This window comes from Legionella qingyii, from assembly GCF_003184185.1.
In genome coordinates this window covers 25,765-41,092 of the sequence record NZ_QHJG01000003.1, presented here as the reverse complement: position 1 = coordinate 41,092, position 15,328 = coordinate 25,765, and the positions used below count along the sequence as shown (strand labels likewise).

The window sequence follows — 15,328 nt, the reverse complement described above, 5'->3', positions numbered from 1 at the left end:
AGTGTATTTTGGTTGCAAACAACCAGATACAGTTGCCGGGTTTGCTATTTGTATTCATAATCAATAACTACAGCAGATTCCAAACCATTTTCTAACATAGGAACTAATACCTCTGTAGCGATTCTTTTATGCTCCGGATGCTCTAAATAAAGATCTCTTCCATTTAAATCATCAAATTTCATGACAAATGCATGAGTAAATCCTTTATTTAATTGCTCGGGGCTACAATTTTTTCCAAATGTGAAGTCTTTAATAGATGGAATTATTTCTTGTAAATTACCTAACTGATTTAGCGCAGAAGAAATATTCGACTCTGTTAAATTTGCTTTAAATTGTAATACAACAATATGATTAATCATTAAATTACTCCTTTTCATCTACATTTAGATTTTATCAATAGTACCTGAATAACGCTCCAATTACAGCCACTATTTTCTATTCGAAGCCCAAAAAATATATTATGTAGCATATTATAGTATTTTGATTTAAATCACTATACAATTCGTTTTTTGGGAGAACTATATGGGTATTGTAAAAATTTCTAATGAACTACATGAAGCGACAAAGCTGATGGCTAGAGCAATGAGCCGCTCAATAAACTCACAAGCTGAATACTGGATTAGAATAGGAAAATTGGCAGAAGAAAATCCTTCTATTACTTATCCTGAAATTCTCAAAATTCTAATAAATCAAGCATCATTAGGTGAAATACACGATGTTAGTGAAGACGCATGAAGAAATAGCAAAAATGCGGGTTGCAGGAAATCTGGCCGCATCAGTACTTCAAATGATAGAACCTTATGTTATACCCGGTGTAAGTACCAGTGGACTGGAACAAATATGTCGGAACTATATTATTGAAGATTTGCAAGCAATACCATCAACTTTAAATCATCATGGATTTCCAGCGTGCATTTGCACCTCTATTAATCATGTTGTATGTCATGGAATACCTTCTGATAAAATAATTAAGAACGGTGACATCCTTAATATTGATGTTACTGTGCAAAAAGACGGTTATATCGGTGACACAAGTAAAATGTTTCTCATCGGCGATGTAAAACCTTTTGCTAAAAAATTAGTAGCCGTTACGCAAGAGTGTCTTTATAAAGCCATTGCCATAGTGCGTCCTGGGGTTCGACTCGGAGATATAGGAAGCATAATCCAAGAGCATGCCGAGAAAAATCGATATTCTGTTGTTCGTGAATTTGGAGGGCATGGTATTGGCAGAACAATGTGGGAAGAACCTAATGTCATGCATTTTGGTAAGCCCAATACAGGATTACAATTACAAGCAGGAATGACTTTTACTATTGAACCAATGATTAATTTGGGTACTAGAGAGGTCAAAATATTAGGAGATGGATGGACTGTTGTCACCAAAGATCATAAATTATCCGCACAATGGGAACATACAATTTTAGTAACTGAGGATGGATTTGAAATTCTTACCTTGAGAGCAGATGAGCATTTTTCTCAACATATCAATTAATATAGAGTTACAATAAAAAGATAATTTTATCCTTAAAAAGCAGAATAACCTGCAACATAAATTAAGAAGAGAATTAAAATGCTGCGCCCTTTTTTAAGTAAATAGTAGGATAAAAATAATGAATCAAGATTTAAAAATTAGAATTGCAACAGCATCTGATATCCCCTTAATTTTTCAATTTATTAAAGAATTAGCCGAGTATGAGCAACTGCTCCATGAGGTAGTCGCAACTGAGGAACAATTGTTAGAAACTTTATTTGGCTCTAAAGCTCATGCAGAGGTTATCATTGGTTATCTTGATGAAAAACCAGTTAGCTTTGCTTTGTTCTTTCATAATTATTCAACATTTTTAGCAAAGCCAGGCCTTTATTTAGAAGATTTATATGTTAAACCCGAAGCACGAGGCTGTGGAATAGGACAAATTATGCTGGCCTACTTAGCTAAGTTAGCTAAAGATAGAAATTGTGGACGTTTTGAATGGTGGGTTTTAGATTGGAATGAACCTGCTATTAAATTTTATGAACGACTCGGCGCCAAACCAATGGATGAATGGACAGTACATCGGGTTAGCGGTCAGGCATTGGATGAATTGGCAGATAAGTACACTCACTTTAGTTCTCTATGAAACTCCCAAACAGCCCTAAATATTCTACCCATCGCAGAAAAAGCAGTCTGTCTCTTTTCGAATATCCAGCGGCTTAGGCACAGATGTGGGCAAGAGACAGTTGCAAACAACCAGGCTACACGTGTACAGAAAGATCCATAACCAAATCGATGAAATTCATAGCAGTCATATGATATTCAGTTATCGCTTAAAACCTATCCTTGCGTTCAAATTCTTTATTATATTCGCGCATTCGAATCAAGCCGGCATCATATTTTTCTTGAGCTTCGTAAGCATTGAGATAACGGTTGTTCGGTTTATCTCCCTCAACACCAACAATCGCATCAAGAAATTCAATTAACCATTGAAATATATTTCTCATTGGGCACCTTCCATGTAATAAATATTATCCCTTAAAACATTATAATCACATTTCTAATTTTATTGCCAATAGTCATCTTGTTTGTTCTTACTCCTCCATCGAGAAACAAAATATTCTAACTCAAGCATTTTGAAACAAATTGAATAGGTGCATTAAGTTTGACGAAGTTCATAATTCCGGGTTTATGAAAAACCTCTGGATTGATTTTAAAATCTTGTTTTTGCTTATGTGGAAGCTCATATTCTACTAGCAACAGTAATCCCGCAAATTGCAAGTTCGTTAGCCCACAAGGTAATTTTTCAGAGGCATACTGTTCATCATAGATAAGCCTATCATCCAGAATAATACTTTTTAATTGTTCATATAATGGGTGTGGCATTGCGGACACCTCTGAAGAAACTCATAGGCTCATCTATCAATCTAAATGTAGTATATAAATTCATCTCGAGGTGGTTTTATAGACCACATCATGATATAGGTCTTTCATTTTCTATTTAACTGGCAAAGTTTACTCTTATAGTTTAATTTATTGTAATTACTGCAAATTATTCTCTTTTTACAGCTAATTTTCTCTAACTTACGTGAGAAGACTCTATGACTATAAAGTGGATACCGGATAACCAAATTGGTGAATTGCAAAAAGATGGCACTTTTACTCGTGCTGCTTCATATGGCGTAAGCATGATTAACGCTTATTTCTTTGATGAATTGTCACAAATTGACCCTATCAGCCAAGAGGACAACCTATTAAAAATTATTGAAACCGAATCCAAACTTATACCTTCTTTAAAGGCTTTGGATATCATTGGTTTTTTTTCTCCGGAGGAGTGGTTGCAAAGCGAACACCAAGGTAGATTAATGATTATTTTGCTTTACTTTTCGCAACAACCTGAAGCAGTTACGCCAGAAATTGTAAACCGATTAAAAGAAAAATATTCAACGCTCACTCCGACATTACAAAAAATGGTTGATAAGATTTTACAGGAGTTTTCAGCATGAACTACTCATCTATTGCAATAGATCCAGATAAGTTGATTCCTGATAACAAACAAGGAATGATTACTGACAATGGAACGTTTTATCGTAAAGGGACATCGTTAGCAACATTTGATAATGCTAAAAAGTATCAAGCATTAATCGATAGGGGTGTGAAAGACATCGCTCATCCTGAAATTCAAACTGCAATCAATGATCAACGATTTATTACCAATATGATGGCAGTAGGATTATATTTTTCTTTTTTCCCAGAAGCAGATTGGTTAGCAGATGAGAAACAAGAAGGCCGAATGATGCCCGCATTGCTGATGTTGCAGCAATACCCTAATAAACTATCCCCTGAATTACAACAACGCTTACTCCACATAAAGAATAAGCTTAATCCCATTACGCAAACTCTAATTGAAGAAACATTGGATTATCATCAGAACTACCTTAACAGGCTTGAGAAAACAAAAAAATATATATCACATTTATTTATGCAATATGTGCACGGATTAGAAAATCAAGATATAACAGATATCGATGCACTCTGGTTGGATAAGGCAGAAAGCTGTTTAATTGTTCCCTCTTTTGATACGCCTATTAGAGGTAAAACTAATATTATAAACTTCACTCAAAGGAATTTTTCTAATTTTAAGAAATTAACGTTTCAAGTTTCCAATATTGAGGTCGATATCGACTTAATTAAAGGTATTGCACATTTATATGCACTAAAAACTTTAAAAGTAGAATTAAAAGAAGATAACGCATTCAAAGGAAAACCGATTCCGACTAAAGCAGTAGTCAATGTAGCGTTTATTCGTTTAGATGTTCCTTCCTGCCAACCGATTTTGAAGGGATTTGAAAATTGGCGATTAGGGAATTGGAAGATTTACAACTGGACTGAATGTTTTCCCTATTCTCAATTTTAAAGGACTTTCCCATGCCCATTAAATGCTTAAAAACATTTAGCTTGGTTTTATTTGCTTATGCCAGCCATTCATTCGCTGCTTTGTATTTAGAGAATCCTATTCAAAAGAATTTATTAACTGATGGTAAGATGCATCTTTATCTCTGTGGAACTGGAGATCCGGAAGTTACCATGCAAGAGATTCGCAAACCAGCTTGCCTTGCTCTGATTGCGAATAAGCAGTTTATGCTATTTGATGCGGGCGAAGGAGCGATTCAAACCTTGGCTTCGATGGGATTACCTTACCCAACAATTCATAATGTATTTATAACACATTGGCATTCTGACCATTTCAGTGGCTTGGGTCAGGTTATTAACGCTACTTGGAATAATGGACGTAACGAACCCATCAATATTTATGGACCCTACGGGGTCAAGCAAGTTGTAAAAGGATTGGCTAAAGCCTATCAACTGGATGTTATGTTTCGAGCTTCAAATAGCCAAGGAAGACTCGATCCACAAATGGGATTTGGGCTCCCCAAATTAGTGGATGCGGTGAAGCAAGATAAAATCGTTTATGATACCTCAGATATTAAAATTACCGCGTTTCCAGTTTCTCATGAACCCGTCTATCCAGCGCTAGGTTATGTCGTCCACTATAAAGGATGTAAAATCGTCATCAGTGGTGATACCAAAGTTACTCCTACACTCGCTACTCACGCTAAAAATGCCGATCTTTTGATTAATGAAGTGCTAAGTAATCCATTGAATCAAGCAATCTACCAACAAGCAATAGTAAAAGGTGATACATTGGATGCTGCATTCTCGCTAGAAACCAAGAACTACCATTCTGATTCACTAGAGCTTGCAAAAATGGCACAACAAGCTAAAGTAAAGCATTTGGTTTTGACCCATTTTGTTCCTGCCATTCCAACAACATCTTCCGTAACACAAGCTTTTGTTAGGGGAATGAGTACGTATTACACGGGATTAATGACGATTAGTGCCGATAAAGATGAAATAACCATTGAGTCGACAGGAGCAGGTAATTGTCAAATTCAATACAAGCCGGCACAACAGCCAGTGAGTCAGGTGCATAAAATTAATTAATTTATCAACCAAAATATGATGCGATTCTGATGCATAGAGTTGTAGCAATCGGACTAAGGTACCCTTGCCTCATTTATAAAATTGATAGTGCATTGTATATTGATGTATAGTTCTAAATTGGTTACAAGTCTGTTGATTTGAAGATCTATCTAAGGCCACTTCAGACGCCTTTGAAAATAGTACTTTGTGATTAATAAGAATGGATGCATACCCTATGTTGAAGGATCGTTTGTGAACATTAAATACCTGCTTTCTATTTTTTGTGGTTTGCTCTCCTCTTCTGTCATAGCAAATCAAAGTTCATGGAGCACCTCTATTGCAGTCGGTGCAAGCCGTTTTACAAAAAGTAACGACCAAACCATTATCATCAGTGATTATATTACTGATTCACTGGTTAATTCCCACCAGAAAACGCAAGCAACCTATTCATTTTCTTTTCAAAGAAATATCTCTGTGAATAGCCAGTTGCTTAAAAAAATCCTCATAGGACCCGCTATTTATTATCAACAAGCACGATTCACTGGGGATGTTTACGAGCTCAATGATCCAGAATTTTTTAATTACACCTATAAAGAATCTGGAAATATCTTCAATCTAGTACTCCAGGGTGATTTGTACTTATTCTCTCCTATCGAGAGAATCTCACCGTTTATCACATTAGGTGCGGGATTAAGTGTAAGCAAAGTAACCTATCATGATCAGGCGCTCCCTGGTATCACACCTGTAAGCAGCTTGCGACTTCCAGCTAAAATCAATAACCAATTTGCAGGAGCAGCAGGTGCTGGCGTTGCCGTGCATCTAAATAAGAAATTTGATGTATTCGCTCGTTATCTCTATTCGCAAAGTGATACAGCACATTCATCATTATCAAATAATCATAATTTACTAGAACCCATTAAGCTTTCACTCAATAACCAAGCATTTTATATTGGGTTAAGCTTTAATTCTTTATGAGTCTTATTTATGAAAAAAATAACCCTGCTTCTTCCTGCTTTAATGATGTTTGGTATTACCGAACAAATTTATAGTGCCACGCCACTGGTGGAGTTCATTAATACGCCCACACCTTCGCAACAGGTTTTACCACAGGAAGAACTTATCTTATATTACACAGTACGTAATAATACGAAGGTTAATTTGCCCTTAGGCATTAAGTTATCGAGCCCATTAGCGTCGGTTGATACCAATTTAGGCAGCTGTGGTACATTCATCAATGCAAAGAGCAACTGTACATTAGCTATTGCCTATCACGCCCCCAATACAGTTAAATCAGTACCACTTACCATTAAGATCAACTATCAAGGGCGAACCCCTTTAGTGAATACGATTAATATCAATATCAATAAGGATATTGCTTGTACCCTCCTAAAAAAGAAAAGCTGGCAAACCTCCTTTTGCCAAGCTCAATATCAACATGCCTTAACCTTCACACCCGATGTATTTAATACAGCAAATCAAAAAGTTGTCGAAGAACAAACCCTGGGAGGAGTGTTCGGCATTTATAAAAAAACGGCTTCTGGAGAACAGATTTGTTATATAAGCTGTGGACTTCGTGCTTTAAACGATACGCCTCCAGATGAAAATACTCTTTTTGAACTCGCCTCAGTGACTAAAACATTTACTACAGCGAGTCTGGGTGCTTCAATCTATAAAAAACAAATCAATCCATTGTCACCGATCAAACCCGATCTGCCGTCTAAAAGTTGGGTAGGAAAAAGTTTTGATTTAACCTCCCATGAGTCCCCAGTGACTTATCAAGAACTCGCTACTTTTTCGGGAGGTTTCTGTTTTTCAGATGCTCCAAGCGTTGATCAAAACAGTGGTGATCAGAATTTAAATCAATCGAACTTCGTTAAAGATGTAAATAAACTGAATACTGCGCTTGCTACCTGTATTGGTGATGGCAAGCCACAAGTGCGCTTGGTATATGGATCCCCCCATTATTTGCCAACCCGAAATTTTTACTCGAACAGCAGCGTAGGATTAATCACTCAGGCACTCATGAATCGGGATGGCTTCCCCAATGTTTTGGAGGGTGATTTTAATGGATGGGTCTGTAACAATATTACAAACATTCTCAACATGCCTTTAACAAGTGCTTGTCTTCCAGACGAAGCACATAATGGAACGTGCCCAGTCATAACTCCTGCCGGCGCAACTCCTTGCAATACAAGCCAGTGGCAAAATGCTCAATATGCATCTGGATACCATATCGACAAGCTCACTCATGAATATCAATTAGGAAATCCTTTCCCATATGTGCCCTGGGCAGGTGCAGGATGTATTCGCAGCAATGCAAGCGATATGATTAACTTTATTCGTGCCAATTTGAATATAAGCACCAATCAGGATCCCAAGCAACTAACGCTCTTAAAAGGGATGCAAATCGCTCATGCACCCAATAATTATCTGCCTGTACCCGCAGGAAAGATTGTTCTACCCAATATTGGAAAACAAGAACCAATTGTCGGTGGACAAGGCTATGCTTGGGTCTGTGAACCAATCAATGGAGAAGTAATTTGTGGAAAAATCGGTGGCCATAAGGATTTCCGAAGTTTTCTTGGCTTTACCATGCAACAGCAATATGGAATTATAATTTTATTCAATACTGGAGCAGCAAAAACCGATGGAAGCTTAAAACCCTATATTAAATCCCCGCCTACAATAGCAACAATAGGAAAAAACATGATTTTAAACGCTAACAATCCTTAGTTTAAAAAACTAAGGACCTCAATCTATAAAATGTAAAAAGCTTAAGCTTATTCCTATGGTTCTTAAAAATCCAATAAATCTATTTTTAACAACTTTCAGATTAATTATTTAAGAACCAACAGAGCCAGTATCCAGAAAAAAATGAAATTCCTGCCACTGCTCATCAAAAAAATTGTGTATTATCTTTTAATTACCATAAATTATAGACATTTGTAACTTAATGAATTTATTAATATCTCTTAGAATTTTTTTTGTATTATTAGAAAAGACAAACTTTTCCTATTGCTCCATCAGTTGTTAATATTTCCTTAACAAATAAACAATACAATTAAATAATAACCAACTTTTATATTTTATAATCATGGCAGATAGAGTCGATTTAAAACATAATTATAAATTTTTTAATGAACAGCTCTCATGGTTTAAGGAACCTGTAGTTAATTTTTTAAAGAAACTAAAATTCTTGGATAGTGTCAGGGTAGATTTTGACCATCCTAAGGAGATAATCCCTGAGCCAGAACCGAATGGAGAATCGGAAATCCCTATTAATTTTTATGACGCTGCTGCATTAACCGAAGCAACACGTGGAGAGAGTTATGCTGTATTCCCTGAACTTCAAGGGAAAAAAATCAATGTTTTTGCACTACACGATAGTTTATTACAACGAGGGGTCATGGATCCTAATTTGCGTAATTTGACAATTAACCTTTTACTTCAAGGCCGCGGAGCTGTACCTTTTGGTATTGTAGTTCCTCTCCAATCCCTTATTTCTGATAATACCAAGTCAGGGATTGTTGTCACTGCTATGACAGAAGAAATGCAAATTAGTCTTGAGGTTAGAAATAAGGACAAAATCCAGTTAAAAATTGAAACACCAATTCAAATTCCGACAGCTACTGATCTTGGCAGAGAAAAAATAGGACACTTGTCTTGTGAGTTAAGTATCACAAACGATTCCATGTATATAGAAGAGATGAACTATACCAATACAGGTAAAAGTGAAATTGCAAAAGAAGTTTTTGAAGCGATATCCAAAGATTATAATCTTCTTAGCGAAATGTGGAACAATTTCTTGAAGTGTCTGGGAATTAAGGAAAAGAATCCTGAGCTTGAAATAGAAATACCTCATGACACTCCGAGCATGGGCTAATAGCTCAATTAGCACATACTGAAATAGGAAAAATTCCGTAAAAATAGAAAAGAAGGTTTAAATGAGTTTAAGGTTCATTTCATTCCATAACTTACAGTTTTACTTTGGTTTGCTGTAAATAAATCGTTCCTATTTTTCATAAGCTCTCCTTTTTGTTGATACAATTATTTTACCCAACTTGCATAATTCAGTAAATGCGCGGCGATACTAGCTTGTAACAAACGGTAGCCATAAGGATTTCCGAAGTTTTCTTGGCTTTACCATGCAACAGCAATATGGAATTATTATTTTATTCAATACTGGAGCAGCAAAAACCGATGGAAGCTTAAAACCCTATATTAAATCCCCGCCTGCAATAGCAACAATAGGACAAAACATGATTTTAAACGCGAACAATCCTTGAAGGAATTAATAGGCTCAGACTCGATTGATTTAATCCAAATATCGAAACAATCAATCGAGCCCCCCAAAATAATTTAATGATATTGCTTGTGGAATTTAAAAACACTATTAAACAGCAACAACAAGATCCTATTATTTGATAATCATGTAAATTGCCTAAAAAATCTTGAAAAAGCGGTAGAACAATAGATGGCTTTCATGCTCCCTCTATCTTAATTGGCAACTAAATGAAAAAGCGAAATTACTGCATACTAAATAGATTCTTTTTAAGCTTGTTTCCATCTCATCTTCACTTATAAATATTAGAAATTGAGCTACAAGTCCATCAAGTCCAGCATGAAACACCTAGGCTCATGCAAAATTCAGGTCCTACTTACCAAAGATTACAAAAGTAACAAAAATTGAACTATATTTATGAAAGATATTCTATTAATTCTGTGAGCCTGTTATGAGTAGAGAAAAAATTAATCAAGACATTGCTAAGTTTTTAAATAAGAAAATGCAAGAAACGTGGAATTTTAAGGGGAAGTGGACTGCCAATGCCGATGGGGTAGCCTATAAAATCGCTAAGGAAGATTATGATAAAGATAATATCCATCATAACGTGCTATTTGGGGAAAAACTTTCTAAAACTCAAGAGTCGCCTCCTGCATATGAAGCTGTATACACGAAGCCTTCCGAACTTATCGAGTTTTTAAAAAAAATAGAAGAACAGGAAATGGCAGAGAAATATCAGCAAGCGATCGAAGAAGAAAATAAAAATATTGCCTCCAAATTAATACAGTTAATGAAAAATGATAATGTTCAATGGGACTCTGATGTTGATGGGGTTTTTTCCACTACTACCCTGGATATAGATACGAGTGGATACAAGTATGCAGAGGCACCTTTATTAAACCGCGCGAAACAAGATCATGCTCAACGATCACATAATGATATTTTTTTGAAAGTTCCTGTTAAACCAAAAATTACAAGTATAAAAGAAAAAGATGGGCAGACAAATCAAGTTGAAATTAAAGCGAGTTATAGTAACGGGACAGATCTTGAGAAATTACATTCAAAAATCGATACAGCACTAAAATCAAAAGTAACCAGAACAAACACTTCTCAAGTTAAAGCCGATTTGGCAGCAATTAAATCCCAAGACCCTAGAATGAAAGAGATGCACAGTGAATTATTAGAGAAAATACGCCAATTTTGTGAACCATATTCTAACGTAGATGGCTTAAAAAAAATGAAAGATATAGCAACATACTCTGACTCACCAATGCAATCATTGATTGAAGTGATTCAATTAGCCGACTGGAAAAAATCAGACTCTGATTTTACCAAAGGATGGCACAACAAGATGCGTGGAAGAGCCCCTGAGGTTGAAGAGTTTTATCAAAATTTAGCAAAGCTTGAACTTAACAACCCTGAAAGTGTTAAGGAGTTTATTAATTCTTTGAATAAGGATAAAACTCAGGACAACGCTCCAAACAACAATTTTGGGTAATCTTGATTTGCTGTTAATAGTTATTAAACCAACAATACGACTCATTTAAAAAGAATGATGAATGGAATGGCATCAGCTGGATTTTTTGTAATAAATTAGAATACTTAGACAATTAAGAACATAAACCATCCTATCTGAATTCGATAAAAATAAAAAAATCTGCACATCCAGCATTCTCCTCCAATTTATTCAAAGTCGGTGTTTTAAACCTCCCCAACGTTCATCCAGGTTCCATTCCGCCGATAAAAATGCGCAGCTAGATGTCATCAAACGGCAGGCCATCTTGAGTTCGTTTAAAACGAACCGATGCAAGACTTCTATCTCTTATAATCAGGACTTACGAAAAACCCCCATCTCTTCGTTAAAAAATGTTTTTAATTCGGTCATTTAGTCTATCTAAACTCCCTCATTAAAAACATTTTTTGCCTCGACCTTGGGGTTTTTCGTAACTCCTGATAGATAGGTATTCACTTAAAGTTGCATTTAAAATACATCTTTATTATAATAATCTGGTGTAACATACTCTAAAGGAGCATATCATGTCAGCAAGTCATAAACCGACTAAAACCATCAGTGATAAATTTGCCTTTGGTCTTGTGAAGTTTTTTCGATTTTTTGCTGATACTTTCTTTCAAAAACGCTATGGAAATCGCGCGATAGTACTCGAAACAGTAGCGGCAGTACCTGGGATGGTTGGAGCGGCATTACTGCATCTACGTTGCTTAAGAAAAATCAAAAATGATGAGGGCTGGATTAAAACGTTGCTCGATGAAGCAGAAAATGAACGGATGCATTTGATTACTTTCATGTATATCGCCAAACCAAATTGGTTTGAACGATTTATTATTTTTGTAGCACAAGCTATTTTTGTGGTTTTATATTTATTGATGTATGTTATTTCTTCCAAAACAGCCCATCGATTTGTAGGTTATCTTGAAGAAGAGGCAGTGATTAGCTATACCCATTATTTACAAGAGTTGGATGATGGCCGCATTGAAAATTGCCCGGCTCCCGAGATTGCTAAAAACTACTGGGGATTAGCTACTGATGCACGTCTGCGAGATGTGCTATTGGCCGTACGTATTGATGAGGAAGGGCATCGAGATGTAAATCATCAGTTAGCTGATAAATTAGTGAACGAGCGTACTCTTTTAACTAGGCTGGAACCAGAGCTTACTGAGAATAAGAATATCAACCAATAAGAGAGTTATCGATAACCAGAAATAAAAGGTGCATCATGATATCAGAATACAGCGAGTTAATGTGCTATAAGCAAATCGAAATTGATAGCCATGGAAAACTGAAATTTTTCTTGGAAAAACACAGTACCAAAGAAGGAACTTGGGGTAAGCTTTCCCTCCAGGAAGGAATTATTGATTTTGTATTCCTAAATGGCCAGGGGCATGAATGTTCCCGAGCTCGAATCGATACGGAGCACCCTCAATTACTGATCCCCCCTGCTGCATGGCATAAAATTATTCCAATCAGTGACACGTTTAAAGCAAATCTTGAGTTTTATTGCATGCCTCAACGATATTTCAATAAAAAATACGGATTAGGAGCAGCACATAGTGACTTAGTGTATGCCTATCAGACTTATTTACACCATTTGAAGAACGCATCAATTCTTGATGTAGGCTGTGGCTCGGGTAGAAATTTGTTTTATTTGGCAAAAATGGGACATCGTGTGATAGGAATTGACCATAACAAACCGGCATTAGAAACAATTGAAGAGATTGTCCAGAAAGAAGCGTTATCTGGGGTTGATACGCTGCTGCATGATTTAAATCAACCCTTAAATCTTGGATCCGAACTTTATGATTTAGTTCTCTCAACAGTCACGTTGCAGTTTTTAAACCCTCAACGCATTCCAGGATTGCTCACCGAGCTTCAGGGAGTAACTAAAAACGATGGATATCATTTTTTAGTATTTCCCATTCAATCAGAACTTTATTCGCTGCCAGAATTCTTCACGTTTCTTCCGCAAAAAGAAGAACTCTATCACGTGTATCAAGACAGTGGATGGTCGATACTTGAATATAAAGAATCGGTAGGTCATTTACATAAACAAGATGAACTGGGAAGACCCATATCAGGTTTATTTGGTCTTTTGCTCGCACAAAAAATCGTATAACTCCAGTCTGCCCTATTTAATGTTCAAGATAACAGACAACTCATTTTTGTTGTGTAATACATCAGCTAAAGTATAGCGCCCCAAAATATCCATAAATGCGGCTTGAGCTTCATACAAGACCCCCTTTAATTTACATACAGGAGCAATACAACAGTTGGCTTTTTCCCTATTAAAACAAGGTACCAAATCAAAATGAGGCTCCAGCTGCGTAATGAGTTGTCCTAAATTAATTGATTCAGGTTGGGCTGCCATTAAAATACCGCCATTCTTCCCCCGGATTGTTTTAATCAGCCCCAATTTCGATAAATTGTGAATGATTTTTATCATATGATTGTTCGAAATATCATAAGCCTCGGTTATATCCTTAATCGTACATGACTCTTTTCGAAGGGCTATGTAAATTAATGCGCGTAATGAGTAATCCGTAAATTGTGTAAGTTGCATAAATAAATCCAAATTGTGAGTTGACTCCGATTATTTCTTTTTATAAGATGCATTGCAAATACATCTTTAAGGAGTATACCATGTTTGAGTCATTATTTGAGCGCTTGGGAGGCCAAGATGCAGTAAATACCGCAGTTGATATTTTTTATCGCAAAATGTTAATGGATGAGCGTGTAAGTCATTTTTTTGATGATATTGATATGGATCAACAAATCTTGAAGCAAAAAGGTTTTTTAACCATGGTCTTTGGTGGACCCAATCATTACAGTGGAAAAAGCATGAGTGAAGGACATGCCCATTTACTCAAGCGAGGATTAAATGATACGCACGTGGATATTGTTATAGAACATTTAGGAGCAACGCTTAAGGAGTTAGGGGCCGCAGCAGAGGATATTAAACAAGTGGCAGCTATTGCCAATAGTGTTCGCGATGAAGTGTTGGGGCGCTCATGAGTATTATAGACTTTAACAATCAATCATATGTCCTAGAACCTCAGGAAAATGTATTACAGTGTCTTCTGCGTCATGGTGTGAATTACCCCAACTCATGCCAGGCGGGAATATGTCAGTCCTGTCTGATTAAAGCTAAAGATGGTGTAGTTCATCCATCGTGGCAAGAAGGATTACCTGAAACACTTAAATCTCAAGGCTATTTTCTGGCATGTCTGGCACAACCAGAAGCAGCCCTTCAAGTTGTTGCCCCAGAAAGCGTAGAGTGTGAGGTCAATGCGAAAATCATTGAGCTTAAACCACTTAACTACAATGTGGTGCAAGTTAAACTTAGTGTGGACGAGTTACAACATTGGATCCCTGGCCAATATCTTAGCCTGATTAATCCCGAAGGCACCATGCGAAGTTATTCAATCGCCAACCTCTCTATGCAAGAAAGATTTATTGAGTTACACGTTAAAATCTATCCAGGCGGGAGTATGGGGCAATGGCTTGTGAGTAAGGCAAAAAAGAATATGGAGGTTAAACTTAGAGGACCTTTTGGCCGTTGTTTTTACTATAATCCCGACCAATTAACTTTTGATATGTTATTGGCTGGAACGGGTACGGGGCTTGCGCCGCTCATTGCCATTATTAGAAGCGCACTCAGCCAAAATCATCAAGGACGTATCACTTTAGTTCATGGCGGTCTTACCGATGAGGACATTTACTATCGTGAAGAATTGGAATCCTTATCGATAGTATTCAGTTCCTTTGTTTATGACCCTTGTGTGGTGCAAAGCCAGGGACGTTATCCTGAAGCGTTAATTGAACGAAGAGCATTAACACACATCAATAATCCTCATGATACCAGGGTATATGTGTGTGGACCTAAAGAAACGACCAATAAACTTAAAACCACTATCTTTCTCGCAGGAGTTCCTTCTAAACATATTTTTAGCGATCCTTTTCTTTAACAACGCCCTACTATTTCATCAGTTTGATATTTGCGGCAATACCTTTAGATTGAAGTTATTGCTGTGTGTTTTTAAATTTGGCACTTTTAAGGCAATCCATGCATTTTTTA

General features: G+C 36.5%; 19 protein-coding genes. 15 read left to right on the top strand and 4 right to left on the bottom strand.

Annotated elements, in window-relative coordinates:
• Nucleotides 1–44: 44 nt before the first annotated feature.
• Entirely contained in the window at nt 45–359 is a 315-nt protein-coding gene (locus DGG96_RS02220; protein ID WP_158618860.1) for a Dabb family protein, read from the bottom strand.
• A gap of 163 nt (nt 360–522) precedes the next feature.
• Between DGG96_RS02220 and DGG96_RS02215 the strand changes: the two genes are divergently transcribed.
• The 3 genes from DGG96_RS02215 (at nt 523) to DGG96_RS02205 (ending at nt 2,117) form a co-directional block, all read left to right on the top strand.
• The gene (locus DGG96_RS02215; protein ID WP_058468834.1) at nt 523–735 is read left to right on the top strand and encodes a ParD-like family protein; all 213 of its coding nucleotides are present in this window, start codon (nt 523–525) and stop codon (nt 733–735) included.
• Nucleotides 716–1,492 (top strand): type I methionyl aminopeptidase, encoded by a 777-nt coding sequence (gene map / locus DGG96_RS02210; RefSeq protein WP_165831565.1) that lies wholly within the window; start codon nt 716–718, stop codon nt 1,490–1,492. Before DGG96_RS02215 ends, map begins: the two co-directional genes overlap by 20 nt.
• Nucleotides 1,493–1,610: 118 nt before the next feature.
• Nucleotides 1,611–2,117: a GNAT family N-acetyltransferase gene (locus DGG96_RS02205; protein ID WP_110141389.1), complete on the top strand. Its 507-nt coding sequence runs from the start codon at nt 1,611–1,613 to the stop codon at nt 2,115–2,117.
• A gap of 187 nt (nt 2,118–2,304) precedes the next feature.
• Here DGG96_RS02205 and DGG96_RS20720 read toward each other — a convergent pair whose 3' ends face one another.
• Together DGG96_RS20720 and DGG96_RS02200 are read right to left on the bottom strand one after the other, a co-directional pair.
• A complete protein-coding gene (locus DGG96_RS20720; protein ID WP_165831564.1) occupies nt 2,305–2,478 on the bottom strand; it encodes a hypothetical protein in 174 nt (57 codons plus the stop codon).
• A 115-nt stretch (nt 2,479–2,593) separates the two neighbouring features.
• Nucleotides 2,594–2,857, bottom strand: a complete 264-nt coding sequence (locus DGG96_RS02200) for a hypothetical protein (protein ID WP_110141388.1) — start codon at nt 2,855–2,857, stop codon at nt 2,594–2,596.
• Between the two features lie 215 nt (nt 2,858–3,072).
• Here DGG96_RS02200 and DGG96_RS02195 point away from each other — a divergent pair, with 215 nt between their 5' ends.
• From DGG96_RS02195 to tehB, 10 genes are all read left to right on the top strand, one after another.
• On the top strand, nt 3,073–3,477 hold the full coding sequence (locus DGG96_RS02195; RefSeq protein WP_110141387.1) for a hypothetical protein: 405 nt from the start codon (nt 3,073–3,075) through the stop codon (nt 3,475–3,477).
• Entirely contained in the window at nt 3,474–4,388 is a 915-nt protein-coding gene (locus DGG96_RS02190; protein WP_110141386.1) for a hypothetical protein, read from the top strand. The genes DGG96_RS02195 and DGG96_RS02190 overlap by 4 nt, the downstream gene beginning before the upstream one ends.
• Nucleotides 4,389–4,399: 11 nt before the next feature.
• A complete protein-coding gene (locus DGG96_RS02185; protein WP_110141385.1) occupies nt 4,400–5,476 on the top strand; it encodes an MBL fold metallo-hydrolase in 1,077 nt (358 codons plus the stop codon).
• Between the two features lie 231 nt (nt 5,477–5,707).
• On the top strand, nt 5,708–6,430 hold the full coding sequence (locus DGG96_RS02180; protein ID WP_158618861.1) for an outer membrane beta-barrel protein: 723 nt from the start codon (nt 5,708–5,710) through the stop codon (nt 6,428–6,430).
• Between the two features lie 9 nt (nt 6,431–6,439).
• On the top strand, nt 6,440–8,188 hold the full coding sequence (locus DGG96_RS02175; protein WP_110141383.1) for a serine hydrolase: 1,749 nt from the start codon (nt 6,440–6,442) through the stop codon (nt 8,186–8,188).
• Nucleotides 8,189–8,549: 361 nt separating this feature from the next.
• A complete protein-coding gene (locus DGG96_RS02170; protein ID WP_110141382.1) occupies nt 8,550–9,338 on the top strand; it encodes a hypothetical protein in 789 nt (262 codons plus the stop codon).
• A gap of 262 nt (nt 9,339–9,600) precedes the next feature.
• Nucleotides 9,601–9,741, top strand: coding sequence for a hypothetical protein (locus DGG96_RS20715; protein WP_158618862.1), 141 nt, complete (start codon nt 9,601–9,603; stop codon nt 9,739–9,741).
• A gap of 447 nt (nt 9,742–10,188) precedes the next feature.
• Nucleotides 10,189–11,235 carry a hypothetical protein gene (locus tag DGG96_RS02165; RefSeq protein WP_110141381.1) on the top strand — a complete coding sequence of 349 codons (1,047 nt, stop codon included), beginning with the start codon at nt 10,189–10,191 and terminating at the stop codon, nt 11,233–11,235.
• A gap of 539 nt (nt 11,236–11,774) precedes the next feature.
• On the top strand, nt 11,775–12,437 hold the full coding sequence (locus tag DGG96_RS02155; protein WP_110141380.1) for an alternative oxidase: 663 nt from the start codon (nt 11,775–11,777) through the stop codon (nt 12,435–12,437).
• A gap of 35 nt (nt 12,438–12,472) precedes the next feature.
• Complete coding sequence (gene tehB / locus DGG96_RS02150) at nt 12,473–13,369, top strand: SAM-dependent methyltransferase TehB (protein WP_110141379.1); 897 nt, start codon at nt 12,473–12,475, stop codon at nt 13,367–13,369.
• Between the two features lie 12 nt (nt 13,370–13,381).
• On the opposite strand, the gene DGG96_RS02145 is transcribed toward tehB, so the two are convergent.
• On the bottom strand, nt 13,382–13,813 hold the full coding sequence (locus DGG96_RS02145; protein ID WP_110141378.1) for an Rrf2 family transcriptional regulator: 432 nt from the start codon (nt 13,811–13,813) through the stop codon (nt 13,382–13,384).
• 80 nt (nt 13,814–13,893) lie between these two features.
• On the opposite strand from DGG96_RS02145, the gene DGG96_RS02140 reads away from it, so the two are divergent.
• Together DGG96_RS02140 and DGG96_RS02135 are read left to right on the top strand one after the other, a co-directional pair.
• Nucleotides 13,894–14,265, top strand: a complete 372-nt coding sequence (locus tag DGG96_RS02140; RefSeq protein ID WP_165831563.1) for a group I truncated hemoglobin — start codon at nt 13,894–13,896, stop codon at nt 14,263–14,265.
• On the top strand, nt 14,262–15,218 hold the full coding sequence (locus DGG96_RS02135; RefSeq protein ID WP_110141376.1) for an FAD-binding oxidoreductase: 957 nt from the start codon (nt 14,262–14,264) through the stop codon (nt 15,216–15,218). The genes DGG96_RS02140 and DGG96_RS02135 overlap by 4 nt, the downstream gene beginning before the upstream one ends.
• Nucleotides 15,219–15,328 lie beyond the last annotated feature (110 nt).